This is a genomic window from Curtobacterium sp. MCSS17_015 (genome assembly GCF_003234265.2).
In the GTDB taxonomy this organism is placed as follows: Bacteria; Actinomycetota; Actinomycetes; order Actinomycetales; family Microbacteriaceae; genus Curtobacterium.
In genome coordinates, this window is the sequence record NZ_CP126256.1 from 1,644,686 (window position 1) to 1,670,835 (window position 26,150).

The 26,150-nt window shown below is 72.0% G+C and carries 25 protein-coding genes and 1 tRNA gene; 13 read left to right on the top strand and 13 right to left on the bottom strand.

Annotated features, from left to right (window positions below; all coding sequences use genetic code 11):
• Positions 1–13 precede the first annotated feature (13 nt).
• Positions 14–1,312 carry a M20/M25/M40 family metallo-hydrolase gene (locus DEJ18_RS07760; protein WP_111211497.1) on the bottom strand — a complete coding sequence of 433 codons (1,299 nt, stop codon included), beginning with the start codon at positions 1,310–1,312 and terminating at the stop codon, positions 14–16.
• A 154-nt stretch (positions 1,313–1,466) separates the two neighbouring features.
• On the opposite strand from DEJ18_RS07760, the gene DEJ18_RS07765 reads away from it, so the two are divergent.
• Positions 1,467–1,552: transfer RNA gene (locus DEJ18_RS07765), tRNA-Leu, on the top strand.
• A gap of 208 nt (positions 1,553–1,760) precedes the next feature.
• Here DEJ18_RS07765 and DEJ18_RS07770 read toward each other — a convergent pair.
• The 7 genes from DEJ18_RS07770 to DEJ18_RS07800 all read right to left on the bottom strand — a co-directional run bounded on the left by DEJ18_RS07770 (position 1,761) and on the right by DEJ18_RS07800 (position 9,786).
• Positions 1,761–2,348: a hypothetical protein gene (locus tag DEJ18_RS07770; protein ID WP_220034360.1), complete on the bottom strand. Its 588-nt coding sequence runs from the start codon at positions 2,346–2,348 to the stop codon at positions 1,761–1,763.
• Positions 2,349–2,368: 20 nt separating this feature from the next.
• Positions 2,369–3,508 carry a zinc-dependent alcohol dehydrogenase gene (locus DEJ18_RS07775; protein ID WP_111080798.1) on the bottom strand — a complete coding sequence of 380 codons (1,140 nt, stop codon included), beginning with the start codon at positions 3,506–3,508 and terminating at the stop codon, positions 2,369–2,371.
• A gap of 173 nt (positions 3,509–3,681) precedes the next feature.
• Entirely contained in the window at positions 3,682–5,010 is a 1,329-nt protein-coding gene (locus DEJ18_RS07780; protein ID WP_111211496.1) for an NAD(P)/FAD-dependent oxidoreductase, read from the bottom strand.
• 101 nt (positions 5,011–5,111) lie between these two features.
• Positions 5,112–5,318: a hypothetical protein gene (locus tag DEJ18_RS07785; RefSeq protein ID WP_111080796.1), complete on the bottom strand. Its 207-nt coding sequence runs from the start codon at positions 5,316–5,318 to the stop codon at positions 5,112–5,114.
• 34 nt (positions 5,319–5,352) lie between these two features.
• Positions 5,353–7,167 (bottom strand): DEAD/DEAH box helicase, encoded by a 1,815-nt coding sequence (locus DEJ18_RS07790; RefSeq protein ID WP_258377017.1) that lies wholly within the window; start codon positions 7,165–7,167, stop codon positions 5,353–5,355.
• Positions 7,168–7,277: 110 nt separating this feature from the next.
• Positions 7,278–8,522 (bottom strand): DNA polymerase IV, encoded by a 1,245-nt coding sequence (gene dinB, locus DEJ18_RS07795; protein ID WP_111211495.1) that lies wholly within the window; start codon positions 8,520–8,522, stop codon positions 7,278–7,280.
• Between the two features lie 97 nt (positions 8,523–8,619).
• Positions 8,620–9,786, bottom strand: coding sequence for an acyl-CoA dehydrogenase family protein (locus DEJ18_RS07800; protein WP_111211494.1), 1,167 nt, complete (start codon positions 9,784–9,786; stop codon positions 8,620–8,622).
• 24 nt (positions 9,787–9,810) lie between these two features.
• Between DEJ18_RS07800 and DEJ18_RS07805 the strand changes: the two genes are divergently transcribed.
• On the top strand, positions 9,811–10,596 hold the full coding sequence (locus DEJ18_RS07805; RefSeq protein ID WP_111211493.1) for an SGNH/GDSL hydrolase family protein: 786 nt from the start codon (positions 9,811–9,813) through the stop codon (positions 10,594–10,596).
• Positions 10,597–10,650: 54 nt separating this feature from the next.
• Here DEJ18_RS07805 and DEJ18_RS07810 read toward each other — a convergent pair whose 3' ends face one another.
• Positions 10,651–11,184 (bottom strand): hypothetical protein, encoded by a 534-nt coding sequence (locus DEJ18_RS07810; RefSeq protein WP_111211492.1) that lies wholly within the window; start codon positions 11,182–11,184, stop codon positions 10,651–10,653.
• 92 nt (positions 11,185–11,276) lie between these two features.
• On the opposite strand from DEJ18_RS07810, the gene DEJ18_RS07815 reads away from it, so the two are divergent.
• Positions 11,277–11,882, top strand: coding sequence for a TetR/AcrR family transcriptional regulator (locus DEJ18_RS07815; protein WP_181434284.1), 606 nt, complete (start codon positions 11,277–11,279; stop codon positions 11,880–11,882).
• A gap of 52 nt (positions 11,883–11,934) precedes the next feature.
• Here the strand turns inward: DEJ18_RS07815 and DEJ18_RS07820 are convergent, their stop codons facing one another.
• The gene (locus DEJ18_RS07820) at positions 11,935–13,194 is read right to left on the bottom strand and encodes a D-alanyl-D-alanine carboxypeptidase family protein (protein ID WP_146241634.1); all 1,260 of its coding nucleotides are present in this window, start codon (positions 13,192–13,194) and stop codon (positions 11,935–11,937) included.
• 124 nt (positions 13,195–13,318) lie between these two features.
• Positions 13,319–14,134, bottom strand: a complete 816-nt coding sequence (locus DEJ18_RS07825; protein ID WP_111080884.1) for a TrmH family RNA methyltransferase — start codon at positions 14,132–14,134, stop codon at positions 13,319–13,321.
• A gap of 132 nt (positions 14,135–14,266) precedes the next feature.
• Between DEJ18_RS07825 and DEJ18_RS07830 the strand changes: the two genes are divergently transcribed.
• From DEJ18_RS07830 to DEJ18_RS07840, 3 genes are all read left to right on the top strand, one after another.
• Positions 14,267–15,184 carry an NAD-dependent protein deacetylase gene (locus DEJ18_RS07830; protein WP_111211489.1) on the top strand — a complete coding sequence of 306 codons (918 nt, stop codon included), beginning with the start codon at positions 14,267–14,269 and terminating at the stop codon, positions 15,182–15,184.
• The gene (locus DEJ18_RS07835; protein WP_111080788.1) at positions 15,181–15,819 is read left to right on the top strand and encodes a histidine phosphatase family protein; all 639 of its coding nucleotides are present in this window, start codon (positions 15,181–15,183) and stop codon (positions 15,817–15,819) included. The genes DEJ18_RS07830 and DEJ18_RS07835 overlap by 4 nt, the downstream gene beginning before the upstream one ends.
• A 93-nt stretch (positions 15,820–15,912) precedes the next feature.
• A complete protein-coding gene (locus tag DEJ18_RS07840) occupies positions 15,913–16,677 on the top strand; it encodes a hypothetical protein (protein WP_111211488.1) in 765 nt (254 codons plus the stop codon).
• Between the two features lie 22 nt (positions 16,678–16,699).
• Here the strand turns inward: DEJ18_RS07840 and DEJ18_RS07845 are convergent, their stop codons facing one another.
• Together DEJ18_RS07845 and DEJ18_RS07850 are read right to left on the bottom strand one after the other, a co-directional pair.
• On the bottom strand, positions 16,700–17,782 hold the full coding sequence (locus DEJ18_RS07845) for a glycosyltransferase family 4 protein (protein ID WP_111211543.1): 1,083 nt from the start codon (positions 17,780–17,782) through the stop codon (positions 16,700–16,702).
• A 5-nt stretch (positions 17,783–17,787) separates the two neighbouring features.
• Positions 17,788–18,945, bottom strand: coding sequence for an alpha/beta fold hydrolase (locus DEJ18_RS07850; protein ID WP_258377014.1), 1,158 nt, complete (start codon positions 18,943–18,945; stop codon positions 17,788–17,790).
• A 110-nt stretch (positions 18,946–19,055) separates the two neighbouring features.
• Between DEJ18_RS07850 and treS the strand changes: the two genes are divergently transcribed.
• The 7 genes from treS to DEJ18_RS07885 all read left to right on the top strand — a co-directional run bounded on the left by treS (position 19,056) and on the right by DEJ18_RS07885 (position 26,140).
• A complete protein-coding gene (gene treS, locus DEJ18_RS07855) occupies positions 19,056–20,798 on the top strand; it encodes a maltose alpha-D-glucosyltransferase (RefSeq protein ID WP_111211541.1) in 1,743 nt (580 codons plus the stop codon).
• A gap of 94 nt (positions 20,799–20,892) precedes the next feature.
• Positions 20,893–21,651: a 3'-5' exonuclease gene (locus tag DEJ18_RS07860; RefSeq protein ID WP_502866234.1), complete on the top strand. Its 759-nt coding sequence runs from the start codon at positions 20,893–20,895 to the stop codon at positions 21,649–21,651.
• 75 nt (positions 21,652–21,726) lie between these two features.
• Positions 21,727–22,857, top strand: a complete 1,131-nt coding sequence (locus tag DEJ18_RS07865; protein WP_111211487.1) for a DUF475 domain-containing protein — start codon at positions 21,727–21,729, stop codon at positions 22,855–22,857.
• A gap of 91 nt (positions 22,858–22,948) precedes the next feature.
• The gene (locus DEJ18_RS07870; protein ID WP_111080785.1) at positions 22,949–23,536 is read left to right on the top strand and encodes a TerD family protein; all 588 of its coding nucleotides are present in this window, start codon (positions 22,949–22,951) and stop codon (positions 23,534–23,536) included.
• Positions 23,537–23,571: 35 nt separating this feature from the next.
• On the top strand, positions 23,572–24,153 hold the full coding sequence (locus DEJ18_RS07875) for a TerD family protein (protein ID WP_111211486.1): 582 nt from the start codon (positions 23,572–23,574) through the stop codon (positions 24,151–24,153).
• Between the two features lie 63 nt (positions 24,154–24,216).
• Positions 24,217–24,795 (top strand): TerD family protein, encoded by a 579-nt coding sequence (locus DEJ18_RS07880; protein ID WP_111080783.1) that lies wholly within the window; start codon positions 24,217–24,219, stop codon positions 24,793–24,795.
• A gap of 124 nt (positions 24,796–24,919) precedes the next feature.
• Entirely contained in the window at positions 24,920–26,140 is a 1,221-nt protein-coding gene (locus DEJ18_RS07885) for a toxic anion resistance protein (RefSeq protein WP_111080782.1), read from the top strand.
• The last annotated feature ends 10 nt before the right edge of the window (positions 26,141–26,150 follow it).

A 26,150-nucleotide genomic window follows, 5' to 3' on the forward strand; every position in this document is an offset into this window, starting at 1 on the left:
ACCATGCACGGTATCAGTAGGTCGCGAAGAGGTCTCCGAGGACGCGGCGGCCGAACGCCAACGACTCGAGCGGGACCCGCTCGTCGACGCCGTGGAACATCGCGGGGAAGTCCACGCCGGCGGGCAGCTGCAGCGGCACGAAGCCGTACCCGGCGATGCCGAGCCGCGACAGCGCCTTGTTGTCGGTGCCGCCGGAGAGCAGGTACGGCAGCACCGGGGCGCCGGGGTCGTGCCGCCCGAGGACGTCCCGCACGGCGTCGACCAGGGGGCCGCCGAAGTCCTGCTCGAGACCGACGTCCCGGTGCGTCATCGACACCTCGACGTCGGCACCCGCGAGCTCGCGCACCCGCTCGAGGACCGACTCCTCGTCACCGGGCAGGCACCGGATGTCGACGAGTGCCGTGGCCTCGTCCGGGATGACGTTGTGCTTGTACCCGGCGCTGAGCACCGTCGGGTTCGTGGTGGTGTGCAGGGCCGCGTGGATGAAGCGCGCGGCCGAGCCGGTGGCGAGGGCGACCTCGTCGGGTCCGGTCGCGACGGGGTCGACGCCGAGGAACCGGGCGACCTCGTCGACCATCGCGTCGGTGGTGTCCGACAGCCGGACCGGCCACTCCTCGCTGCCGATCCGGGCCACCGCGGCGGCGAGCTTCGTCACGGCGTTGTCGCGGATCACGTGCGAGCCGTGCGCCGCGGTGCCCCTGGCCACGAGCTTGACCCACATGAGGGCCTTCTCACCGGTCTGCAGCAGGTAGGCCCGCCGGTCCCCGAGCGTGATCGAGTAGCCGCCGACCTCGCTGATCGCGGCCGTCGCCCCCGCGAAGACCTCGGGGCGGGTGTCGACCACGTGGTGCGCGCCGAGGACTCCCCCGGCCTCCTCGTCGGCGAAGTAGGCGATGACCAGATCGCGCTCCGGCGCCCCCTGCCGCTCGATGACGTCGGCCAGTGCCGTCAGCATCATCGCGTCCATGTTCTTCATGTCGACGGCACCCCGCCCCCAGAGCGATCCGTCGCGGACCTCGCCACCGAACGGGTCGACGGACCAGTTCGCCGGGTCCGCCGGCACGACGTCGAGGTGGCCGTGCACGACCAGCCCGGGCTTGCTGCGGTCCCGGCCCGGGACGCGGGCGACGACGCTGACCCGGTCGGGTTCGGACTCGAACAACTCCGGCGTCAGGCCGAGGTCCTGCAGCGCTGCCTCGACGTAGTGGGCCGCCTCGGTCTCGCCGCGGGACCTCCCCTCACCCCAGTTCGTGGTGTCGATCCGGATGAGGTCCCGCGCGATCGCCGCGGTGCGTTCCAGCTCGGCCGTCATGGTGCCAACGCTACCGGCGACCCTGGCCGTGCTGCGCCGCGCCCGGGATGCACGCCCGTGTTCAATGTGCGTTCACAGCCGTGCTAGTGTCTTCTCTCGGCAGGAACGCCGGGGAAACCCGGTCGGAGCGCCCGGTGCGAGAGCACCACACCCTGTCCGGGTGGCGGAATTGGTAGACGCGCTAGCTTGAGGTGCTAGTGCCCGTATTAGGGCGTGGGGGTTCAAGTCCCCCCTCGGACACGCAGTACCTGCTCTCCGGAGCACGTGCTCGGACACTTGTGTTGAGACAAGCGGCGAACGGCCCTCCTTCGGGAGGGCCGTTCGTTTTTGCGTGCCCAGCGCCCGCGCCAGCGCCGGCGGATGCGCATCGCGCCCTGCTGCGTGCACCGCGCCCCGTCCGAACGGGGCGCACCGCACGCAGCAGGGCGCGGTACAGCGCGGCGGCGCGTCAGCGCCGGGCGCGCCGCACCACCCAGACGGCCACGCCGCCGATGAGCAGGTACGGCCACGTCGCCACGACGGGGTCGAGCACGCCGTGCCGCCAGTCCCGTCGCGTCGACCCGAGCCGGGCGCCGACCGGGTCGTCCGCACGTTCGGCGGCGATGCCGGTCTCCTTGACCAACCGGTCCGGGCGGCCGCGGAGTGCGTCGGTGACGCGGTGGGTGGCCACGTCGAGGCGGTCGCCCACGACGAGGAGCATCCAGTGTGCCAGGCGTCCCTCGCTGAAGCGGCGGTAGGCGTACCGCTTCACGACGCCGGCGACCCCGGACAGGGGCTGCGCGGTGCCGAACACCGGTGTGACGTGCGCGTGCTCGATCGAGCGCTCCCGACCCTCGGCGCCCGGCTGCTGCTCGGGGCGCTCCCAGTGCGCGCCGGTGGCGGAACCGGCCTCGCGGGACAGCTTCGGGACGCTCGGGCGGTCGGCGAGGTCGAGGTCGCTCCCCCACCCGGGGATCCGCGCGCGCAACTCGTCGGCCGACGGCAGGTCGCGTGGCTTGTCCGCCACGTACGCGATGTGGTCGTCTTCACTGCTCATGCTCTGGTCTCCGTTCCCGCTCACGGCACGATCACCGGCTTGATGCACTCGTCGAGCTTCGCCGAGAACAGGTGGTACGCCTCGTCGATGTGCTCGAGCGGGATGCGGTGGGTGATGATGTCGCTCGGCTTCAGGTGGCCCGCCTGGATGTGCTCGAGCAGGCGCGGCCACTGGCGCTTCACCGGCGCCTGGTTCATGTGGATGGTGACGCCCTTGTTGAGCGCGTCGCCGAACTTCACGGCGCTCGGGATCGGGCCGTACGCACCCATCACCGACACCGTGCCGCCCTTGCGGACGCCGTCGATGGCCCAGTTCAGCGCGATGGGCGAGCCGCCCTGCAGCTTGAGCTTCGAGCTCGTCACGTGCTGCAGGTAGTTGCCGTCGGCCTCTGCCCCGACCGCGTCGATCACGCTGTCGGCGCCGAGGAAGTCCGTCTGCTTCTTCATCTCGACGACGATGTCGTCCACCTCGGCGAAGTTGATCGTCTCGGCGTGCGCGAACTCACGGGCCTTGGCCAGGCGGTACTCGAGCTGGTCGACGACGATCACGCGTCCGGCACCCATGAACCACGCCGACTTCGCCGCGTACAACCCGACGGGGCCGGCGCCGAGCACCACGACGGTGTCACCCTCGCGGATCGAGGCGAGCTGCGCCCCGAAGTACCCGGTGCCCAGCGCGTCCGTCATCATCAGGGCGTCCTCGGGATCGAGCCAGTCCGGGATCACCTGGGGGCCGACGTCGGCGAAGGGCACGCGGACGCGCTCCGCCTGGCCGCCGTCGTAGCCGCCGGTGGTGTGCGAGTACCCGAAGATGCCGCCGACCGCGGTGGCGTTCGGGTTGACGTTGTGGCAGTTCGTGAACAGGCCGCGGGCGCAGAACCAGCAGGTGCCGCAGGAGATGTGGAACGGCACCATGACCCGGTCCCCGACGCTGAGGGTCTCGACCGACGAGCCGACCTCCTCGACGACGCCGATGAACTCGTGGCCGAAGGTGTGGCCGACGCGGGTGTCCGGCATCATGCCGTGGTACAGGTGCAGGTCCGACCCGCAGATGGCGGCACGCTCCACGCGGATGACCGCGTCGTTCGGGTGCTCGATCCGGGGGTCGGGCTTGTCCTCGACGCGGACCCGGTAGGGGCCGCGGTAGGTCATGGCGCGCATGGCGCTCCTCTCGCTCGTACCGTCCACGCTGGCGGTCGGCGGGTGGGAGGCGGCCCAGGCTCGCGTTCGGCGCACAGACGGGACCGCACGACGGACGGGAGGCCCGGTACCAGCTGGTACCGGGCCTCCCGTCGGACAGGCAGTCGCGTCGTGACGCGCTCCGCCGCGGTCCCCTAGCTCTTCGCCGCGTCGACGAAGGTGCGACGCGGGTCGGTCTCCTTGATGAGGGAGGTAGCGTCGCGGCCGGACACCGCGCCGGTGACCCACCCGATGACGATGCGCGCCTTGCGGTTCAGCGTCGGCATCGCGTACACGTGGTACGCGCGGTGCGCGAGCCAGGCGAACAGGTTCGTCATCTTGATGCCCTTGATGTTCGCCGCGCCCTTCGCGACACCGTACGAGGCGACGGTGCCGATGGACGGGTGGCGGTACTCCTCGAGCGGCTTGCCGGTGATCGACGCCACGATGTTGTCCGCGACGACGACGGCCTGACGGACGGCGTTCTGGGCGTTCGGCGGGTAGTACGCCGGCTGCTTCTCGGCGGTGAGGTCGGGGACCTGCGCGACGTCACCGAGGCCCCAGACGCCCGGGACGACCTCGTGCGTGTCCTCGGACTCGACCTGGAGCTTCGCGTTGGCGGCGAGGTGGCCCTTCGGGCCGCGCGGCAGGTCGGTGGCGTCGAGGAGCGGGTTCGGCTTCACGCCGGCCGTCCAGACGAGCAGCCCGGTGGCGAACTCGTCGCCGTCGGAGAGCTTGACGATGCCGCCCTCGCAGCTCGGCATGGTGGTCTTCAGGCGGACGTCGATGCCGCGTGCACGGAGGGACTCGAGGGTCCACTTCGACAGCTCGGGGCCGACCTCGGGGGCGACGCGGTCGAGCGCGTCGATGAGCACCCAACGGGGCTGCTCGCCGGCGAGCGAGGGGTACGTGGCGATGGCGGCCTGCGAGACGTCGAACAGTTCGCCGATCGCCTCGACGCCGGTGTAGCCGCCACCGATGAAGATGCTGGTGAGGAGACGACGACGCTCGTCCTCGTCCCGCGTCGCTGCGGCCTTCGCGATGTTGTCGAGGAGCTTCGCGCGGACGTACGCGGCCTCCTCCACGGTCTTGAAGCCGACGCCGACCTCGTCGAGGCCGGGGGTCGGGAAGGTGCGGGTGACCGAACCCAGCGCGACCACGAGGTGGTCGTAGCCGAAGGAGCGGTCGTCGCCGCCCGCCGTCGCGACCGAGACGGTCTTGTCGGCGGAGGAGATCCCGGTGACCTTGCCCTGGATGACGCGGGTCTTGCGGAGCGCACGTCGGAGTTCGACGGTGACGTCCCTGGGGGCGATGTGCCCGCCGGCGACCTCGGGCAGGAACGGCAGGTACGTGTAGTACGTGTTCTGGTCCACGAGGGTGATGCGCATCGGCACCGTGGCGGCGTGCTTCTGCAGCTGCTTGACGGCGGTGTAGCCGGCCGAGCCGCCGCCGAGGACGAGGACGTGAGGGATGGAGTCTGCCATTCCTCCGGTCTACCCGATCCTGCCCCTCCCCGTCATCAGCGCCGCACCTGTCCGGGCGATCCGAACCGGATCCCGGTCACGTCGGCGGCCACCGTCCGTCGTCACGTCCGGCCGTCGCGGAGGCGCCACCACGCGGTCTCGGCGATCTCGCGTCCGGTGTAGACGCCGTACTGGGTGCGACGGGACTCGTGCAGGGAGAACCGGCGGAGCCGGTAGCCGCCGCCGAACCGGTCGATGATCGCCTCGGGCGAGGAGTCCGGATCACGCTTGACGTACCAGGTCCGGTCGTCGTCGACGGGCTCGATCACGGCCGACGCACCACGGGCGGGCTCGTCCGGCGCCTCACCGCCGGCCGCCGATCCGGGACCGGAGGATGTCGATGCGCTTCTGGATCTGCTCGATGCTCGCCTGCGCCACGGCCGGTCCGCCGCTCATCCGGCGGAGTTCGGCGTGGATCGACCCGTGCGGCTCGTTGGCGTGCCGCGACCAGATCGAGACGAGGCGCTGCAGTTCGGAACGCTGCTCCTTGATCGTCATGTACATCGGCCGGTCCACCGGCTCGGGGGCCTTCGGCATGCCGTCCTTCGGGACACGGCCCTTCGAACGCTTGGCCTGGGTCGCCTGACGGGCGCGGAGCAGGTCGCGCACCTGGTCGGGTTCGAGCAGCCCGGGGATGCCGATGAAGTCGAGTTCCTCGAGGGAGCCGACCTCGCCACCGGTGCCGAACTCACCGCCGTCGTAGAGGACCCGGTCGAAGGAGGCCTGCGAGTCGAGCGCCTCGAACGGCTGCACGTCGAGCAGGCTCTCGGAGGCCCGGTCCTCCTTGTTCGCCTCGGCCACCATCGCGTCTTCGGGGTTGTACATGCCGTCCTCGGCGTCCTTCGGACGGTCGAGGGCGTGGTCGCGCTCCAGCTCGAGGCTGGCGGCCAGTGCCATCAGTCCGGGGACGCTCGGCAGGAACACCGACGCGGTCTCGCCCCGACGGCGGGCCCGGACGAAGCGGCCGATCACCTGCGCGAAGAACAGCGGTGTGCTCGCGCTCGTGGCGTACACGCCGACGCAGAGCCGCGGCACGTCGACGCCCTCGGACACCATCCGGACGGCGACCATCCACCGCGAGGTGTCCTCGGCGAAGGACTGGATCCGGCTCGACCCGGCGGCCTCGTCGGAGAGGACGACCGTCGGCCGCTCCCCCGTGATCCGCTGGAGGATCCGTGCGTAGGCCCTGGCGGTGGTGGTGTCGGTGGCGATGACGAGTCCACCGGCGTCCGGCACGCCGCGGCGCACCTCGGTGAGGCGCTTGTCCGCCGCCGAGAGCACGGCGGGCATCCACTCGCCCTCGGGCGAGAGCGCGGTGCGCCAGGCCTGCGCGGTGATGTCCTTCGTGACGGCGTCTCCGAGGGAGGCGGCCATCTCGTCGCCCATCCGGGTCTTCCAGCGCATCTGCCCCGCGTAGGCCATGAAGAGCACGGGGCGGACCACGCCGTCCTTGAGCGCCCGGCCGTAGCCGTAGTTGTAGTCGGAGATCGAGGTGCGGATGCCCTGCTCGTCGGGGGCGTACTGGACGAACGGGATCGGCGCGGTGTCCGACCGGAACGGCGTGCCGGACAGCGACAGTCGGCGGGTGGCCTTCGTGAACGCCTGGCGGATGCCGTCGCCCCAGGTCAGGGCGTCGCCGCCGTGGTGCACCTCGTCGAGGATGACCAGCGTCTTGCCGCCGGCCGTGATCCGCTCGTGCACCTCGGGGTTCATGCCGACCTGGGCGTAGGTGATGGCGACGCCCTGGTAGTGCCGGCCGAACATGCCGTCGCCGTTCTTGAACATCGGGTCGAGCCGGATGTTGACGCGGTCGGCGGCGTCGGCCCACTGGCGTTTGAGGTGTTCGGTCGGGGCGACGACGACGAGGCGGTCGACGGTGCCGCGGGCGAGGAGCTCGGTCGCCAGGCGGAGCGCGAAGGTGGTCTTGCCGGCGCCCGGGGTGGCCGCCGCGAGGAAGTCGCGGGGCTCCTTCTCGAAGTACTTCGTCAGCGCTTCGACCTGCCATGCGCGCAGCTTGGACGCGGTGCCCCAGGCGGCTCGCTCCGGGAACGCCGGGGAGAGGTGTTCCGCTGCGGCGTTGCCAGCGACCTCGGCGATGGCCGCCGGTTCGGTCGGCACCGTGCCGCGGTCGTGCCGGTCGTCCGCCAGCCCGTCGATCGGGAGTTCGGCGGGTTCCTGGTGCTCGATGTTCTCCGCTGCGCTCACTCCACCCGAGTGTACCGGCACGCTCAGTCCTGCCGGGCGTGCGGGGCACGCTGCTCGGGGGTGGCCCGGACGAGCGACGCCGGCCGGAGCACGCCGGCGCCGAACCGTGCGGTGACCGCGTCGACCGTCGTCTCGGTGTCCCGCCACGGCGCGTCGTCGTCCCACAGCGCGTTGCTCGCGGCCGCGGGGACGAGGTTCTCACCGCGGACACCGATGAGCCGGATCCGGTTGCCCGGGCGGTGCAGCACGTCGTACAGCTCGACGGCTTCGCGGTGGATGCGCTTGGCGACGTCGCTCGGTTCGGCGAGCGTGCGGGACCGGGTCAGCGTCGTGAAGTCGGTGTACCGGACCTTGAGTGCGACGGTTCGGGCCTGGACCTCCGCGCGTCGGAGGCGGACGGCGACCTTCTCGGCCAGGCGGAGGAGTTCCCGTGCGACGTCGTCGCGTTCCGTGAGGTCGCGGCCGAACGTGACCTCGTGCCCGATGGACTTCTCGCCGACACCGGCCTCCACCGTCCGAAGGTCCCGCCCCCAGGCCAGGTCGTGCAGGCGCTGGCCACCCGCCGGTCCGAGCAGCGACACGAGCGACGGCAACGGTGTGGTCGCGAGGTCCCGCACGGTGTGGATGCCCCGGCGCTCGAGGGTCTCCTGCGTCTTGCCGCCCACGCCCCACAGCGCCGAGACCGGCTGCGGGTGCAGGAAGGCGACGGTGTCGGCGTGCGGGACGACGAGCAGGCCGTCTGGCTTGGCGCGGCTCGACGCGAGCTTCGCCACGAACTTGGTCGACGCCGCCCCGACCGAGCAGTGCAGACCGGTCTCCGCGAACACGGTCCGGCGGATCTCGGTGCCGATCTGCCACGGCGTGCCGTACAGGCGGAGGGCGCCGGCGACGTCGAGGAACGCCTCGTCGATGCCGAGCCGTTCGACCCGCGGGGTGAAGCGGTCGAAGATGCGCATGACCTGCGCCGAGCGGGCGGTGTACTTCTCGAAGTGCGGTTCGACGATGACGGCTGTGGGGCACCGGCGTTTCGCGACGGCCATCGGCATCGCCGAGTTGACGCCGTACCTGCGGGCTTCGTAGGTGGCGGCCGTGACGACGGACCGGTCCGAGTCGTGGCCGACGATGACGGGCAGGCCGACGAGGTCGGGGCGGTCGAGCAGTTCGACGGAGGCGAAGAAGGCGTCCATGTCGACGTGCAGGACCGTCGCGGTGCGGTCGTCGACGGGCGCGTCGGAGACGACCCGGTTGCGTCCGTCCTGCTTGCTCACCGGAGCATGCTCGCACGGACCGCCGACAGCGTGGGAGCAGCAGGGCCTCCAGCTCGAGCAGCGCCCCCGCACCGCGGCAACGGCCGCGGCAGGACGGTCACCGCGGGAGCGGTCCGAGCTCGGCCGCGGCGATCGTCCGCAGCGCGGAGTCCCGAGTCGACGGGTGGTACTGCCCGGCCCGGACGTCACGGGCGAGACGCGCGAGCTCGTCCGACGCCCGGAAGGCCGAGCCGCCGACGACGCGCATGGCCTCGTCGACGACGTGCTGGGCCGTGTCCACCGCCCGCGCCTTCGTCCCGACGAGCAGCGGGAACCAGCGGTCGTGCACGACGAGCTCGTCGACGTCCCGGGCCAGGGCGTCCACCTGCAGCTGCACGGCGTCGGTCGCACCGCGCATCGCGGCGACGGCACGTCGGACGTCCGGGTCGGCAGAGCGGGGCGTCCCGTCCACGGCGGTGCGCGCGGCGACCCGGTCGACGGCGAGCGTCACCGCTCGCGAGGCGATCCCGACGTAGACCGAGGCGACGAGCAGCTCGAACGCCGCGAAGATCCCGAACACGAACGGGTCGGCGACGGGGCCCACCGGCAGGGTCCGCACGATCCGGTGCGCCGGCACGTGCACGCCCTCGAGCAGCGTCGTCCGACTCTGTGTGGCCCGCATGCCGAGCGTGTCCCAGTCGTCGAGGTGCCGCACTCCGCCGTCGCCACGCTCCGCGAAACCGTGCACGAGCCGTGGTTCCGGCCCGGAGGTGTCCTTCCCGAACACGCTCAGCACGTCCCAGGCCGGAGCGAGCGAGGTGGAGACCTTCGTCCCGGTGAACCGGTACCCACCCGAACCGTCCGGCTCGGCGGTGGTGAGCGAGTCGAACAGGACGGCGTCGTTCCCCGGTTCGCTCACCCCGAAGGCGAGCAGCCGGTCCGCACCCGCGGCGTCGGTGACCGTCCGGAGGAACGACGCGCCTCGTGCGGACACGCTGCGGGCCGCCTGCACCCACACCTGGTGCATGCCGAGTCCGAGCGCGGTCGCCGGCGCCGCGGTGGCGAGGGTCCGCTGCACCGCGGCGGTGTCACGGAGCCCGAGCCCCGAGCCTCCGTCCCGGACCGGTACCCCGATCCGGAGGTAGCCGGCCTGCCGGAGCTCGGCGAGGTCCTCGGCGCAGAACGCGTTGTCCGCGTCGTACCGGGGAGCGCGGGCGGCGATGCGGCCGAGGAGGTCGTCCGGGACGGCCCATGGGCGGTGCTCGAGCGGGGTGGACGAGGTCATGGGACGAGAGTACGGTCGCGTCACGTGTCAGACCGTCATCCGTGGACCAGGTACGTCGCGATCGGGGACTCGTTCACCGAGGGGATCGGTGACCCGGACCCGGCGTCCGTCGGCGGGCACCGCGGCTGGGCGGACCGCGTGGCCGAGACGCTGGCGGACGGCACCGACGAGGACTTCGCCTACGCCAACCTGGCCGTGCGCGGGCGTCTGCTCGGGCAGATCGTCGACGAGCAGGTCGACGCGGCCCTCGCCCTCGGGCCGGACCTCGTCACGGTCTCGGCGGGCGGCAACGACATCATCCGTCCCGGTTCCGACCCGGACGAACTCGCCGAGCGGTACGACCGGATGATCGGGACCCTGCGGCGCGACGGGGCGACGGTGGTGCTGTTCACCGGGCCGGACGTCGGGATGACCCCGGTGCTCGGCATGGTCCGTGGGAAGACCGCGATCTACAACGAGCACCTGCAGGCCATCGCGCTGAAGCACGGCGCCCTCGTCGCGAACCTGTGGGCGCTCCGAGTCCTCCGGGACCCGCGGATGTGGGCTCCGGACCGCCTCCACCACTCGCCGCTCGGCCACGCGACCGTCGCCGCGGCGGTGCTCGACGCGCTCGGGGTGCGGCACACGCTCGACGCGTCGGTGCCGGAGCCCCTGGCGGCCCGGCCGTGGCGTGAGGCGCGCGTCGAAGACCTCGGCTGGGCGAAGGAGTACCTCGTCCCCTGGGTCGTGCGCCGGGTGCGGCGGACGTCGTCCGGCGACGGCGTGACGGCGAAGCGGACCGCCCTGCAGCCGGTCGTCCGGCGGGACTGAGTCGGAACCGCACGGAGGCGGCACGACCCGCCCCGGCGGTCGGGCGGCCGGCGTTCAGGCCGACGTCGCGCGCTTCGGCCACACGGTGTACCCGAGGGCCCAGAGCAGCTCGACGGCGACGACGACGCCGAGCACCGGGAACCACCCGAGCAGCGGTTCGACACCCGCGGTGCCCGGACCGCCCCAGGCGATGAGCCCGCCGAGCACGGCCGCCGACAGCACGGCGGCGAGCGTGGTGCGGACGACGTCGCCCCAGCACTTCCGCGTGTGTGCCCACCCGACGGGCTTCGCGGGGAGGGCCTGCCCGGTCCGGATCCGCGCCAGGTGCCGATCGGCCCACCGCATCATCCGGTGACCGTACGTCACCGAGAACCCGATGTAGAGCGCGGCGAGCCCGTGCTCCCACGTCGCCGCTCCCCCCGCACGCAGGTCGATCGCGGTGGCGACGAGGAGCACGGCGTCGAGGACGGGCGCGAGCAGGAGGACCGCGGCTCCCGTGCGCGGCATGTCGGCGACCGAGCGCAGGGTCAGTCCGCCGAGGACCGCGACCCAGAACCCGACCTCGCAGGCGACGATGAGGACGATCACGAGGCCGCTCCTGCCGTCGGCGCGACGGGGAACGGTTTGAGTACGAGTGTGTTCACAACGGCGATGCTAGTACGAGTGTGTACGATCAGCACGTGCCCCGTCTCATCGACCACAGCGAACGGGACGCCGTCATCGCCGCAGCCGCCTGGCGCGTCCTCAGCCGCGACGGTCTGCCCGGCTTCTCGGTCCGTCGGGTCGCCGAGGAGGCCGGCCTCGCCACGGCCTCGCTCCGTCGCGCCTTCCCGACCCAGGTGGCGCTCCGCTCCTACTGCCTGCGACTCGTCGGGGAGCGGGTGCAGGCCCGGATGGACGCCGTCGCCGAGGCCACCGACCGCGACGCCGACCCACGGGCGTTCGTGCTCGCCTGCCTCGCCGAGCTGCTCCCGCTCGACACGGGACGGCGCACCGAGATGGAGGTGTGGCTCACCCTCGGCTCGCTGGCCCTGACCGACGCCGACGCCCGTGCCGCGCACGACGACTCCACCCGGACACTCGCGCGCGCCTGTCGCTCGCTGCTCGCGCTCCTCAGGCCGGACGCCGATCCGGGCGAGCTCGACACCGCCGCCCGGCGCCTGCACGCCCTCGTCGACGGGCTCGCGCTGCACCTCGTCCACGCGGCGCCCACCGAGGACACCACCTGGGCGCTCGACGCGCTCGACGCCGCGGTCCCCGCCGCTGCCGGAACGCGGGTCCCCTGACCGCTCGACCCCGGTCGGCCGCTCGACCCCGGTCAGCCGCCCGTCGTCGGCGCTAGCCCGTCGCTGCAGCCGGGTCGAACTCCACGCCCCGGAACGGGTTCGCCCAGCGCCACCAGACGCCCGGGTCCTCGATCGCCCCGTCGAGCTCGAGGGGCACCGTGACCGGATCGTGGTGCTCCACCGCGAACCGGACGCGGCCCACCCGCTCGCCGGCCGTCCCCAGCGTCACCGGCTCGAGCGTCGTCTTCGCGGTCACGGTCGTGCTCCCCCACACCAGGACCGACGCCGCACGACTCGCGGTCGCGTCGACCTCGTCCTGCCACGGGGCCGCGTACGTCCCGAAGGTCTGCCCCTCGTTCGTCAGGGTCACCACGTGGAAGTCGTCCGCGACCGAGTGCAGCAACCGTCGGACGTCGACGTCGAGCGCGTCGTGGTCCTCCCCGCCGAGCATCGCGCCGATCACGGTCACCGGTCGGCCGCCGCGCTCGTACGTCGCCGCGAACAGCAGACACGCCCCGGCCTCGTCCAGCGTGCCCGTCTTGATCCCCTCGACGCCGTCCATGCCGAGCAGCTTGTTCGAGTTCTCGATCTCGCCGACGCCGGGGATCGTCACCGACGCCGTGCCCACGATCTCCTTGACGACCGGTTCCGCGAGCGCGAGCTTCCCGAGGTCCACGAGGTCGGTCGCCGTCGACCGGTTCCGGGCGTCGAGGCCGGTCGGTTCCACGATCGTCGTGTCGTCCAGACCGTGGTCGTCGAGCCAGTCACCGGCGGCCTCCCGGTACGCGTCCATCGACCCGAACGCCCAGAGGGCCAGGGACCCGGCGTAGTTGTTCGCCGACTCCATCAAGGTCACCTGCAACACCCGGTACTCGGACATCCGTCGGTCCGCCGGCAGCGGCGCGACCTCGCCGTCCTGCGCCGCGTACTCGGCGTACAGCGCCTCCATCGCCGGCGTGAACCGCACCGACGGTCCCTGCTCACCGACCGGGAGGGGCTCCTGCTCGAGCACGACGAGCGCCGTCACGATCTTCGAGATGCTCGCGATCGACCGCTGCTGCCGGTCGCCGCTGGTCGTGAGGCTCTGCGGGAACCCCTCCGCCTCGACGGCGGTGGCCCCGTAGTCGGGGAACTGCAGCTCCGGTGCGCTCGCCGTGGGCGCCCGGTACGTGGCGGTGCTCGCCGTCGCCGGGGCGAACGGCACGAGCGCGGCGGCGGCGAGGAACGCGACGACGAGCAGGAGGACGGCGACCACGGCGACCGTCACGGGCCTCCGGAGCGCGGAGCGGGGGCGGCGGACGACGTTCGGCACGAGACCGGATCGTACTGGAGGCCCGGCCCGCGACCCTGGGACGGCCACCCTCGGCGTCGGGCCGTGTCGGGCCTCCCGGCCGGGCCGGACCGACACGCCCAGCGGCGTCGACGGAACCTGCTCGTCAGCGCCGGCGCTGCGCGTCGGCGACCGCCCACAGGCCGACGGCGCTCGCCGCGGCGACGTTGAGCGAGTCCACACCGTGGTGCATCGGGATGCGCACGGTCGTGTCCGCCGCGGCGACGGCGGCGGGCGTCAGCCCCTGCCCTTCCGTGCCCATCACCAGCGCGACGCGGTCGGGGACGTCTGCGACGAAGTCCTCGAGGTCCACCGAGCGGTCGGTCAGGGCCATCGCGGCGACGTGGAAGCCCTGGGCTCGGAGGTCCTCCCCCGCCGCCGGCCACTCGCCGATCCGGGTCCACGGGACCTGCAGGACCGTCCCCATGCTCACCCGGACGCTGCGGCGGTACAGCGGGTCCGCGCAGCGGGGGCTGACGAGCACCGCGTCGGCACCGAGCCCGGCGACGCTCCGGAAGACGGCACCGACGTTCGTGTGGTCGACGACGTCCTCGAGCACGACGACGAGGCGGGCGTCCCGGACGACGTCCGCGACGGTCGGCAGCTCCGGCCGGTGCACGGCGGCGATCGCGCCCCGGTGCATCCGGAACCCGGTGAGCTCCTCGAGCAGCGCGTCCGAGCCGACGAACACCGGGCCGTCGTGCTCGGCGACGAGGGGCAGCACGGTGTCGAGCCACTTCTCCTGCACGAGCACGGACCGCGGGACGTGACCAGCGCGGACCGCGCGCTCGATGACGGTGTTCGACTCGGCGATGTACAGCCCGCCCTCGGGCTCGGAGACCCGGCGGAGCGCCACGTCGGTCAGCCGGGCGAAGTCGTCGAGGCGCGGGTCGTCGAGGGAGTCGATGCGGACGGGGTGCACGGTGCTCGTTCCGGTCGGGAGGTCGATGGGCGGTCCGGAGGTCCGGGCTCGTGGTCCGGGGCCCGCTCCGGGGTCGGCGACCACTCGGGGAAGGCCCGGGGACGCTCGGCGGTTGAGGGTACCGTGGACACGATGGCGACGAGGGACGGCACTGCGACGGACGGCACCGCGACGGACCGATCCGCACCGTCGGACGGCCCGGCGCTGACGGACGGCCCGGCGACCGACCTCGAACGCGCGGTCGCGGTGCTGCAGGGCAAGCGCGTCGCCGTGCTCACCGGCGCGGGCGTCAGCACCGACTCCGGGATCCCCGACTACCGCGGCGCCGGCCGGGTGGTCCGCAAGCCGATGACCTTCCAGGAGTTCCTCGCCGACCCCGCCAAGCGGCAGCGGTACTGGGCCGGGTCGCACCTCGGCTGGCGGACGTTCGCCGCCGCACGGCCGAACGACGGACACCGGGCGCTCGCCGCACTCGAACGAGCCGGCGTCGTGACCGGCGTCGTCACCCAGAACGTCGACGGCCTGCACCTCCGCGCCGGTTCCCGCCGGGTCGTCGAGGTCCACGGTTCGATGGACCGCGCGGTGTGCCTGACGTGCGGACAGGTGTTCTCCCGCGCCGACCTCGCCGCCGTCCTCGACCGCGAGAACCCCTGGATCGACGAGCCGGGCACCGTGCAGCTCCAGCCGGACGGGGACGTCGAGATCGCCGACGTCGAACGTTTCCGAGTTCCGGACTGCACGGTGTGCGGCGGCGTGCTCAAACCCGACGTGGTGTTCTTCGGCGAGTTCGTGCCCGCCGAGAAGTTCCGCGAGGCCGTGTCCATCGTCGCCGAGGCCGACGCGCTGCTCGTCGTCGGGTCCTCGCTGACCGTCAACAGCGGCGTCCGACTGCTCGACCACGCCACGCGCCGGAAGCACCCGGTCGTCATCGTGAACCGCGGCGCCACCCGCAGTGACCGACGCGCCGCGGTGAAGCTCGACGCCGGCACCACCGAGACCCTCGTCGAACTCGCGGCGCGACTCACAGCGTCTGCGATGATCGACGGGTGACGACGCTCCTCTCCCTGGTCCGACACGGCGAGACCGACTGGAACCGGCAACGGCGGATCCAGGGCTCGACGGACGTGCCCCTGAACGACACCGGACGCCGCCAGGCCGCCGAGACCGCCGTCCTGCTCGCGCGTCGGTCCTTCGACGCCGTCGTCTCGTCGCCGCTCTCCCGCGCCCTCGAGACGGGCACGATCATCGCCTCGCACCTCGGTCTGCCGACACCGGACGGCTACGACGGGCTCCGCGAACGGGCCTACGGCGAGGCCGAGGGACTCACCCACGAGGACATCGCCGCTCGGTGGCCGCACGACGCCGTCCCCGGACGAGAGTCCCGGGCCGCGCTCCTCGACCGGGTCACCGAGACCCTCGCCGAGATCGCCGTCCGGTACGACGCCGGCGCGGTCGTCGTCGCGACCCACGGCGCCGTGATCCGGACCGTCGTCGACGCAGCGGCCCCCGGCACCGTCGAGCGCTCCACCGTCCCCATCCGCAACGGCTCGGTGCACACGTTCCGCTGGGACCCCGACCGCTTCCGGGCCGAACTCGTCCGCTCCGACGACCCCATCGACGAGCTCTCGGACGCCCCGGGCCGGTACGCCTTCGAGTACCAGAACCCGCTCGAGCGCCGCAGCTGACACCGCCCACCCGGGGAGCGCCCGAGGCCTCGGCCGACTAGCCTCCGGTGCACGGCGGCCCGACGCACGGGACCGTCGCTGCGAGGTGATGCAGTGGGCGCTGGTGGACGGCACGCCGACGGCCGTGCCCGCGGAGTCGACGCCCTCCGGCGGGGTCCGTGGGACGACGACGACGACCTCGATGCCGCGTTCGGCCCGGACACCGCGTCCGTCCCGACCCGGACGCGTCCCGAACGGCTCCGTGCGTGGACCGCGGTGGTGCTCGGCGTGGTCGCGGTCGCCGTGGTCATCGTCGTCGTGCTCGGCGTCATCCTGTCCCAGGTGCAGCGCGGGGTCGGCGGCGTGTTCCCCCGCCCGGAGGCCGACCGCCGCGCGTTCGTCGCGGCCGCCTCGGCGCTGCCCGGCGTCGCCGACGTGGACACGGCCCGGACCGAGAAGACCTCGTTCGCCGGGTACGACGTCACGGCGGTGGTGCACGCCGAGCCCGACCTCCCCGCTGCCGATCGACGCACGCTCGTGACCGCGCTGAGCACCGCGGCGGCCGACTCGTCCGGATCGGGCGTCCGGATCTGGGCCACGCTCGACCTCGGCCCCGTGCAGGTCGGGGTGTCGGACTCCCCGGAGACGAGCCAGCGCCGGCTCGAGCTGGCGGACGGGCTCGCGGCGATCGGCGGGGTCGTCGCCGTCGACTGCACCCTCGCCGCACGCTCGGGCGGACGCTCCGACGAGGCCGGTGCGCAGCAGGTCGTCGTCACCACGACCGGCAGGGGTGTGGCGTTCGACGCGGTGGCGGCGGCTGCCGAAGCGGTCGGCGCGGACGTCTTCCCGGGTGTCCAGGTGCAGACCCGCCGACCCTGAACGGGCGCCGCGTCCACGGGGCTCAGCCGCGGCGGCTCGCCGCCCGGTCCGCCACGGCACGCTCGACGGCCTGCGTGACGCGCTCGGCGGAGTCCTGCCACCGGAACCGGCCGGCCTGCTCGAGGGAGGCCGTCGACGCGGCGTCCCAGCGGGCCTCCAGGCGGCGGACGGCGGCAGCGACGGCGGACGGCGACGACGGGTCGAAGTACTCGGCGGCGTCCCCACCGATCTCCCGGAAGATCGGGATGTCACTGACGACGACCGGGGTGCCGACACCCATCGCCTCCACGAGCGGGATGCCGAACCCCTCGTCGAGCGAGGCGGTCGCGAGCGCCGTGGCGGAGCGGAGGACGGCCAGGTACTCGTCGTCCGTGGCACCGTCGTGGAACACGAGCGAGCCCGTCGGGGCGAGCCGCTGCAGTCGGGTACGGTCGGCGTCCGAGACGCGCGACATGCAGTGCAGTGTCCAGTCCGGCCCGAGCAGGGGCAGCGCCGCGGCGAGCGTCTCGACGTTCTTGTACGGCATGAACGAGCCCATGTACACGAGCGACGTCGTCCGCCCGCCCCCCGGGGAGCGCGGTGCCGCCGGGTCGGCGGCGTTGTACGCGACGGTCACCGGTCGGGTCGTCAGGCGGTGCTCGGCGATGAGCCCGGCGGTCGTCCCGGACACCGTGACGACGCCGTCGGCCCCGTTCAGCAGGAGACGCTGCGGCCACCACGCCAGGTGGAACGCGCGCCAGCCGAGGCGCAGGGGCCACGAGAACTCGCGGGGCGGCGTGCGGTTCCGGTAGTAGATGAGGTCGTGCAGCGTGAGCACGAGCGCGTACCGCCGGCCGCGCGAGCCCATCGTCTGCATCGGCGAGAACACCGCGTCGAGACCGAGTCGGTTGACGTGTCGGGCCACGAGGGGCTCGCCCGGGTCCGTCGGGGCGGGGACGAGCTCCCACGGTAGCCCCTCGGGCAGGGACGCCAGCTGGCGCTCGTCGGAGACGAGCAGGACGTGGTCGTGACGGTCCGGCAGGTGCGCAGCGACGCCCGCCGTGAAGCGGCTGATCCCGTCGTGCCGGCCGATCCGGACGTAGCGGCAGTCGATGCCGATGCGCAGGCGCGTCACGCGTCGCGCCCGGTGGTGCGGTCGGGCTCGCCGGTGGTCCGGTCGGGGCCGGTCCGGCCGGAGGCGCGACGCGCGGGACCCGCTCGCTTCCGCCCACGGTTGGTCGGCGCGGCCGTGGTGTCCCGCATCCGCCGCAGCACCGCGGCGGATGCCTCGGCAGGCGTCTCGTAGTGCACGAGGTGCCCGACGCCGGGCACGACGACGAGTTCGGCGTCCCGGAGCCGGGCCGCCAGGGCGCGCTGCTCGGGGACCGCGGTGATGTCGTCGTGTTCGGCGGCGACCATGAGCACCGGGACCGTGATCCGGTCGGCGAACTGTGCGACGTCGTGGGTGACGGACGTCCGGAACGCCTGCAGCACGCTCGTCCGGTCCGCGAAGGCCGAGAAGTACCGGTCGTGCTGGTCGTGCACCCACCGTCGGAGGGCCGGGTCGGCTGACTTGAGCATCGCGACGCTCATCGCGCGCACGATCCCCCGGTTCCGCAGCAACCCGAGGCCGAGCGCGCGCGGCAGTCGGGCGCCGAGACGGTAGTACGCGATCGCGATGCCGGTACCGACAGCGCGGGGACCCTGCAGGGCCGGGGCCGCGATCGGGTTGACGAGCACGAGCAGCCGGGTGTCGAGTCCGTCGGCCACCGCGGCCGCGACGACGATGGAGCCGAAGGAGTGACCGAGGACGACGGTGTCACGGCCGAGGCCCAGCGCGGCCCGGAAGCCGTCGAGCCAGTGGACGTAGGCGTCGAGGTCCGACGTCGGGAGCGGGTCGGACACGCCGAAGCCGGGCAGGTCGGGCACGATGACGCGCACGCCCTCCGGATGGCCCGACACGAGGTGCGCCGCGATCGACTCGAGGCCGTGGTGGTCCCCCCGGAATCCGTGCACGGCGAGCACGGTCGCCGCCGGTCCGCCCGGGCCGCCGAGCCGCACGGTGGCGCCGGATGCGGTGCCGGTGCCGGTGCCGGTGCCGGTGCCGGTGCCGGTGCCGGTGCCGGTGCCGGTGCCGGTGCCGGTGCCGGTGCCGGTGCCGAGGGTGGCGTCGTCACCGGGGCCGTACTCCCAGTAGTGGGTGGTCCGGCCGTCGACCTGGACCGCGCGGTGCACGACGGGGGTCGCCGCCATGAGCGACTGGTACGGGGACAGCACGGGCGGTTGCATCCGCGTCAGTCTAGGGAAGACGATCCGGCGTGCGTGTCCGGCGTGCCGCGTCTACCGTGTCCGGGGCGGCCCGCCCGATCGGCGGCCCGCCGACCACGACGAGGAGCACGGTGTCCTTCACAGCCCCGATCCAGCAGCCCGGACTCACGCTCGACCCGCTCTGGTACAAGCGATCGGTCTTCTACGAGTGCATGATCCGGTCGTTCGTGGACTCGAACGGGGACGGCACCGGCGACCTGCAGGGCCTCATCAGCCGCCTCGACTACCTGCAGTGGCTCGGCGTCGACGCGCTCTGGCTGCCGCCGTTCTTCCGGTCGCCCCTCCGTGACGGCGGGTACGACATCTCCGACTACAAGGCGATCCTGCCCGAGTTCGGCACGCTCGAGGAGTTCCGCGAACTCGTCACGAAGGCGCACGAGCGGAACATGCGGATCGTCATCGACATGGTCATCAACCACACGAGCGACCAGCACGAGTGGTTCCAGCAGTCCCGGGAGGACCCGGACGGTCCCTACGGCGACTTCTACGTCTGGCGCGACACCGACCAGGAGTACCAGAACATCCGGGTCATCTTCGTCGACACCGAGGACTCGAACTGGACGTTCGACCCGGTCCGACGCCAGTTCTTCTTCCACCGGTTCTTCTCGCACCAGCCCGACCTCAACTACGAGAACCCGGCCGTCGTCGAGGCGGTGTACGACGTCGTCCGGCACTGGCTGGACCTGGGCGTCGACGGACTCCGGCTCGACGCGATCCCGTACCTGTTCCAGTCGGAGGAGGGCAACGGCGAGGGCGAGCCCGAGACGCATGAGTTCATCAAGCAGCTGCGGGCCATGGTCGACGACGAGTACCCCGGCCGCGTGCTGCTCGCCGAGGCGAACCAGTGGCCCCGCGAGACCGCGGCCTTCCTCGGCACCGACGAGGAGCCCGAGTGCCACATGGCCTTCGACTTCCCGGTGATGCCGCGCATCTTCTACTCGCTCCGCGCGCAGCACGCCAAGGAGCTGGCGGCGATCCTGTCGGAGACCCTCGACGTGCCGGAGACCGCCGCGTGGGGCGTCTTCCTCCGCAACCACGACGAGCTGACGCTCGAGATGGTCAGCGAGGAGTACCGGCAGGCGATGTACGGCTGGTACGGCTACGACCCGCGGATGCGGTCGAACATCGGGATCCGACGGCGCCTCGCGCCCCTGCTCGACAACTCGCGCGCGGAACTCGAACTCGTGCACGCGCTGCTCTTCTCGCTGCCCGGCTCGCCGTTCCTCTACTACGGCGACGAGATCGGCATGGGCGACAACATCTGGTTGCCGGACCGCGACTCCTCCCGCACCCCGATGCAGTGGACCCCGGACCGCAACGCCGGGTTCTCCTCCGCCGACCCGGGCAAGCTCTACCTGCCGGTCGTGCAGTCGCTCGTCTACAACTACGCGCAGGTCAACGTCGAGGCGCAGCTCGCCCAGTCGCGGTCGCTGCTGCACTGGATCCGCAACGTCATCCACGTCCGCAAGGCACACCCGGTCTTCGGGATGGGGTCGCTCGCCGTGCAGCGGACCTCGAACGAGAGCGTGCTCGCCTTCGTCCGGTCGTGGGGCGGTTCGACGCAGCAGTTCGGGCCGAGCGCCGAGGACGTGCTGTGCGTGTTCTCGTTCGCGCACAACCCGACCTCGGTCACCGTCTCGGCACCCGAGTACGCCGGCCGGCCGCTGGTCGACCTGTTCGGCGGCGGTGCGTTCCCCTCGTTCGACGAGGACGGGAACGTCACCCTGACGCTCGGCACGCAGGCCTTCTACTGGCTGCACGTCGGGCAGGGCGCCGCGACGCCGGCACCGGTCGTGACGTCGGCGGCGGTCTGACGCCCGGCGACGCGCCGACTGCCCGGGAGGCCCGTCCCCCGTCCGCCGCGCGCGTCGTGTCGCGGTGTCGGTGCGGTTGGCTAGCCTGACGACCGTGACCTCCCCCGCTGCCGCGATCGACCCGACGACCCGGCCCCCGCAGGACCTGACGACCCGCCCGTGGTGGCACGCGCTCGGCGTGTTCGACCTCGAGACGACGGGCATCGACGTCGAGACCGCCCGGATCGTCACCGCACACGTCGGGCTGATCGACATGACCGGACGGTCCATCGTCGAGGGCACCTGGCTCGCCGACCCCGGCGTGGCCATCCCCGAGCAGGCGTCCGCGGTGCACGGCATCACGACGGAGCAGGCGCAGGCCGAGGGCCGCCCCGCCGGCGAGGTCGTGGCCGAGATCGTCGCCGCGGTCGAAGCCGTGTTCGCGCGCGGCATCCCCCTGGTCATCTACAACGCCCCGTACGACCTCACCGTCCTCGACCGCGAGGCGAAGCGCCACGGCATCGCGTCCCCCGTCATCGGGAACGTCGTCGACCCGCTCGTCATGGACAAGGCGCTCGACACCTACCGGAAGGGCAAGCGGACGCTCGAGGCGGCGTCGCAGCTCTACGGCGTCCAGCTCGACGACGCGCACGACGCCGGTGCGGACGCGATCGCCGCCGGCCGGGTCGCGCAGGCCATCGCTGCGAAGTACCCGGACGAACTCGGCATCAGCGCCGAGGAGCTCCACCGCAAGCAGGTGGTGTGGTGCTCCGAGCAGGCCACGTCGTTCCAGGAGTACATGCGGGCGAAGCGTGACCCGACGTTCACCGCCGACGGGCGCTGGCCTCGTCGCCACTCGGCCCCGAGCATGTAGCATCCCGAACGGGGCGTGCTCGACGTTGCCGTCCCCTCGACGACCGCACCATGCACCAAGGGGAGATCCGCGCACGTGTTCCTGAAGACCTTCGGGTGGTCCCTGGCCATCACCGTGCTCGCCCTGGCCGTGGCCCTCGTCTACGGCGGGTGGAGCGCGGTCATCATCACCGCCATCCTCGGCATCCTCGAGATCAGCCTCAGCTTCGACAACGCGGTCGTCAACGCCCGCATTCTCGAGCGGATGAACCCGTTCTGGCAGAAGATGTTCCTCACCGTGGGCATCATCATCGCCGTGTTCGGCATGCGCATCCTGTTCCCGCTGCTCATCGTCGGCGTGACGGCGTCGCTCAACCCGATCGAGGCGGTCCAGCTCGCGCTCGAGAAGGGCCCGATCGACGAGCCCGGCACGTACGCCTACCTCCTGCACGAGGCGCACCCGCAGATCGCCGCCTTCGGTGGCATGTTCCTGCTCATGATCTTCCTCGACTTCATGTTCGAGGAGCGCGAGATCCTGTGGCTCACGTGGCTCGAGCGCCTGCTGCTCTTCATCGGCAAGCTCCCGATGGTCAACGTCGTCGTCGCACTCGCCGTCCTCGCCATCGCGGGAACGACCGCTGGTGACCACCAGTCGACGGTCCTCATCGCCGGGATCTCCGGTCTCGTCACCTACTTCCTGGTGACCGGACTCGGCGGCCTGTTCGACGTCGACGACCCGGACGACGACGGCAACTCGTTCGAGAACACCGGCGAGATGGTCGCCGAGGCGAACCGGATGAGCGCCAAGCGCAAGGTCGGGAACGTCGCGGGCAAGGCCGCGTTCCTGCTGTTCCTCTACCTCGAGGTCATCGACGCCTCGTTCTCGTTCGACGGCGTCATCGGGGCCTTCGCGATCACCGCCGACCCGATCATCATCGCGCTCGGTCTGGGCCTCATCGGCGCCCTGTTCGTCCGCTCTCTCACCGTCTTCCTGGTCAGGCAGGGCACGCTGGACGAGTTCGAGTACCTCGACCACGGTGCGCACTGGGCGATCGGTGCGCTCGCGGCGATCCTGCTCGTCACGATCACCACCGAGGTGAACGAGGTCGTCACCGGCCTCATCGGCGTCGTCTTCATCATCGCCGCGTTCGTCTCGTCGGTGGTCCGCAACAAGCGCAAGGCCGGCGAGCACCAGCCCGCCGACCAGCGCGCCACCGTCGCCTCCTGACACCGCGCCTCCCGGCTCGGCACCGCAGCGACGGCGCCACCTGACAACGGGGTCGACTCCCCGACCGCACCACGACGAAGGGTTCACCGCCATGGGTCTCAGCCTCCAGAAGGGCCAAGCGCTCTCGCTCACCAAGAACGACGGCAGCGCACTGTCGCGCGTCCGCCTCGGCCTCGGCTGGGACGCCGTCGCGACGAAGCGCGGGCTGTTCGGCGGCCGCAAGGGCGCCGACGTCGACCTCGACGCCTCCGCGATCTTCTTCGGCGCCGACGGCCAGCCGGTCGACTACGTCTGGTTCAACCAGCTCCGCAGCAAGGACGGCTCCGCCCAGCACACCGGTGACAACCTCACCGGCGCCGGGGACGGCGACGACGAGGTGATCCGCATCGACCTCGGTGCGGTCCACGGCGCGGTGCAGCAGATCGTCTTCGTGATCAGCAGCTACAGCCGGCAGACGTTCGACAACGTGCAGAACGCCTTCTGCCGCGTGGTCGATGACTCGACGGCCGGTGCACCCGAGGTCGCCCGCTACCAGCTCACCGACTCCGGCCCGCAGACCGCCATGGTGATGGCGAAGGTGTCCCGGACCGGAGCAGGATGGAGCTTCACCGCGATCGGTGAGCGGGCGGACGGCCGGACCGTGCAGGACCTCGTCGGTCCCGCAGCCGCGGCGCTCTGACCCGCGTACCACCGGCACCGACGGAAGGACGACCGATGGCGACCCTCTCGCTCTCGAAGGGGACGAACCTGTCCCTCACCAAGACCGACCCGGGCCTGCGCAAGGCCATGATCGGGCTCGGCTGGGACCCGCGCACGACCGCCGGGGAGCAGTTCGACCTCGACGCCTCGGCCCTGCTCGTGGGCGCCGACGGCAAGGTCCGGTCGAACGACGACTTCGTCTTCTACAACCAGCTGCAGTCGGTCGACGGCTCGGTCGTCCACCAGGGCGACAACCGGACGGGCGACGGCGACGGGGACGACGAGCAGATCCTCGTCGACCTGGACCTCGTCGCGCCCGACGTCGCCCGCGTGGTCTTCGTCGTGACGATCGACCAGGCGGACGCCCGACACCAGAACTTCGGACAGGTCCGCGGGGCCTTCTGCCGCGTCGTGAACGACGAGACCGGCAACGAGGTGGTCCGCTTCGACCTCACCGAGGACGCCGCGTCGGAGACCGGGATGATCTTCTCCGAGATCTACCGGTACGACGGGGAGTGGAAGTTCCGCGCCGTCGGTCAGGGCTACGCCACCGGGCTCCGGGGCGTGGCGACCGACTACGGCGTCGTCCTCGACTGACGGCACCGCCCGAACGACTCCCGTGCTCGACTGACCGCGCACGACCACCCGAAAGGACCGATCATGGCCGGACTCTCCCTCTCCAAGGGCAACAACCTCTCCCTCACCAAGACGAGCCCCGGGCTCACCGTGGCCACCGTCGGCCTCGGCTGGGACCCGCGCACGACCGCCGGCGAGGCCTTCGACCTCGACGCGTCGGCCCTCCTCGTCGGCGCGGACGGCAAGGTGCGCTCGGACGCGGACTTCATCTTCTACAACCAGCCGAAGAGCGCCGACGGCTCGGTCGAGCACAAGGGCGACAACCGCACCGGTCAGGGCGACGGTGACGACGAGCAGATCGTCATCGACCTGCAGACCCTGCCGGCCGACGTCGAGCGGGTCGTCGTGGTCGTCTCGATCGACCAGGGCGAGGCCCGCCGCCAGAACTTCGGGCAGGTGCGCAGCGCCTACTCGCGAGTGCTCGACCAGGAGGGCGCGGAGATCGTGCGCTTCGACCTGTCCGAGGACGCCGCTCCGGAGACCGCGATGATCTTCTCGGAGATCTACCGCAGCGGTGCCGAGTGGAAGTTCCGTGCCGTCGGGCAGGGCTACCAGTCTGGTCTCGCCGGTGTCGCGACCGACTTCGGCGTCCAGCTCGGCTGACGCCGATCGGTGCCCGGTCGGCCGCCTGGACGGCCGGGCACCACCTCCACCGGTACGAAGACCTCCGCTCCGCCCGAGCGCCCTCGCACCACGCAGCCGTCCCACCAGTCACAGGAGACCACCGATGCCCGGACCGCTCGCTCCGCCGGAGCCCACCGACCCGTCCCAGGACGCCCTCGTCCTCCGCGCTGCCGACGCCGCCGAGGTCGTCACCCCGGACGACGCCCCGGGGATGGTGCCCGTCGACGCCGAGCGGCAGTCGCAGATCGCCGCGCAGGCCCGGGAGTTCGTCGACGAGGTCGCGTCCCTCGACCCGCGGTCACCGGCGTTCACCGAGAAGGTTGACGGCATCAACGCCATCGCCGGTTCCGAGATCGCCCGCTCCGGCGGCTTCTCCTCACGGATGCTCGAGCGCTCGCAGTCGTCCGTGTCCGGCGCCAAGCGCTCCGGCGACGACGCGCAGGTGAAGGTGGCGACGACGCTCGGCGACCTGCGCTCCACGGTCGAGGACCTCACGCCGAACCAGGCCGACCTCAGCACGGGTCGGAAGATCCTCGGCATGATCCCGGGCGGCAACAAGCTCGCGAAGTACTTCCAGCGCTACGAGTCGGCGCAGACCCAGCTCGACAAGATCATCAAGTCGCTCATGGCCGGGCAGGACGAACTCCGCAAGGACAACGCGACCCTCGCCGACGAGAAGGTCCAGCTGTGGGAGACCATGCAGCAGCTGAGCGAGTACGCGGTGTTCGCGAAGGCCCTCGACGCGGCGACCGTCGCGAAGATCGAGGCCCTGCGCAACGGCGGCCGGGTCGACGAGGCGCAGAAGCTCGAGTCGGACGTGCTCTTCCCGGTGCGTCAGCGGCACCAGGACATCCTCACGCAGCTCGCCGTCTCGGTGCAGGGCTACCTGGCGATGGACCTCGTGCGGAAGAACAACACCGAGCTCATCAAGGGCGTCGAGCGTGCCCGCACGACGACGATCGCGGCGCTTCGCACGGCCGTCGTCGTGGCGCAGGCCCTGGCGAACCAGAAGATGGTCCTCGACCAGATCGACGCGGTGAACAACACCACCAACGCGATGATCCTGCAGACGAGCGAGATGCTGCGCGACCAGACCACCCGGATCCACGAGCAGGCGACGAACTCCGGCGTGAGCGTCGAGACCCTGCAGAAGGCGTTCGACAACGTCTTCCAGACGATGGACGCCATCGACTCCTTCCGGTCGCAGGCCGCGCAGAACATGTCCTCGACCGTGTCGGCGCTCGAGTCGGGCATCCAGCGCGCCAAGCCGTACCTGGAGCGTGCCCGACAGGGCGAGGGCGACCAGCGATCGGTCACGCGATGACGACCGCGGT

Coding starts and splice junctions, on each gene's coding strand:
- DEJ18_RS07850 (WP_258377014.1), bottom strand. CDS start 18,945: ATGCAACCGCCCGTGCTGTCCCCGTACCAGTCGCTCATGGCGGCGACC.
- DEJ18_RS07760 (WP_111211497.1), bottom strand. CDS start 1,312: ATGACGGCCGAGCTGGAACGCACCGCGGCGATCGCGCGGGACCTCATC.
- DEJ18_RS07770 (WP_220034360.1), bottom strand. CDS start 2,348: ATGAGCAGTGAAGACGACCACATCGCGTACGTGGCGGACAAGCCACGC.
- DEJ18_RS07875 (WP_111211486.1), top strand. CDS start 23,572: ATGGCGACCCTCTCGCTCTCGAAGGGGACGAACCTGTCCCTCACCAAG.
- DEJ18_RS07830 (WP_111211489.1), top strand. CDS start 14,267: ATGGCGACGAGGGACGGCACTGCGACGGACGGCACCGCGACGGACCGA.
- DEJ18_RS07870 (WP_111080785.1), top strand. CDS start 22,949: ATGGGTCTCAGCCTCCAGAAGGGCCAAGCGCTCTCGCTCACCAAGAAC.
- DEJ18_RS07800 (WP_111211494.1), bottom strand. CDS start 9,786: ATGACCTCGTCCACCCCGCTCGAGCACCGCCCATGGGCCGTCCCGGAC.
- DEJ18_RS07775 (WP_111080798.1), bottom strand. CDS start 3,508: ATGCGCGCCATGACCTACCGCGGCCCCTACCGGGTCCGCGTCGAGGAC.
- DEJ18_RS07880 (WP_111080783.1), top strand. CDS start 24,217: ATGGCCGGACTCTCCCTCTCCAAGGGCAACAACCTCTCCCTCACCAAG.
- DEJ18_RS07780 (WP_111211496.1), bottom strand. CDS start 5,010: ATGGCAGACTCCATCCCTCACGTCCTCGTCCTCGGCGGCGGCTCGGCC.
- DEJ18_RS07885 (WP_111080782.1), top strand. CDS start 24,920: ATGCCCGGACCGCTCGCTCCGCCGGAGCCCACCGACCCGTCCCAGGAC.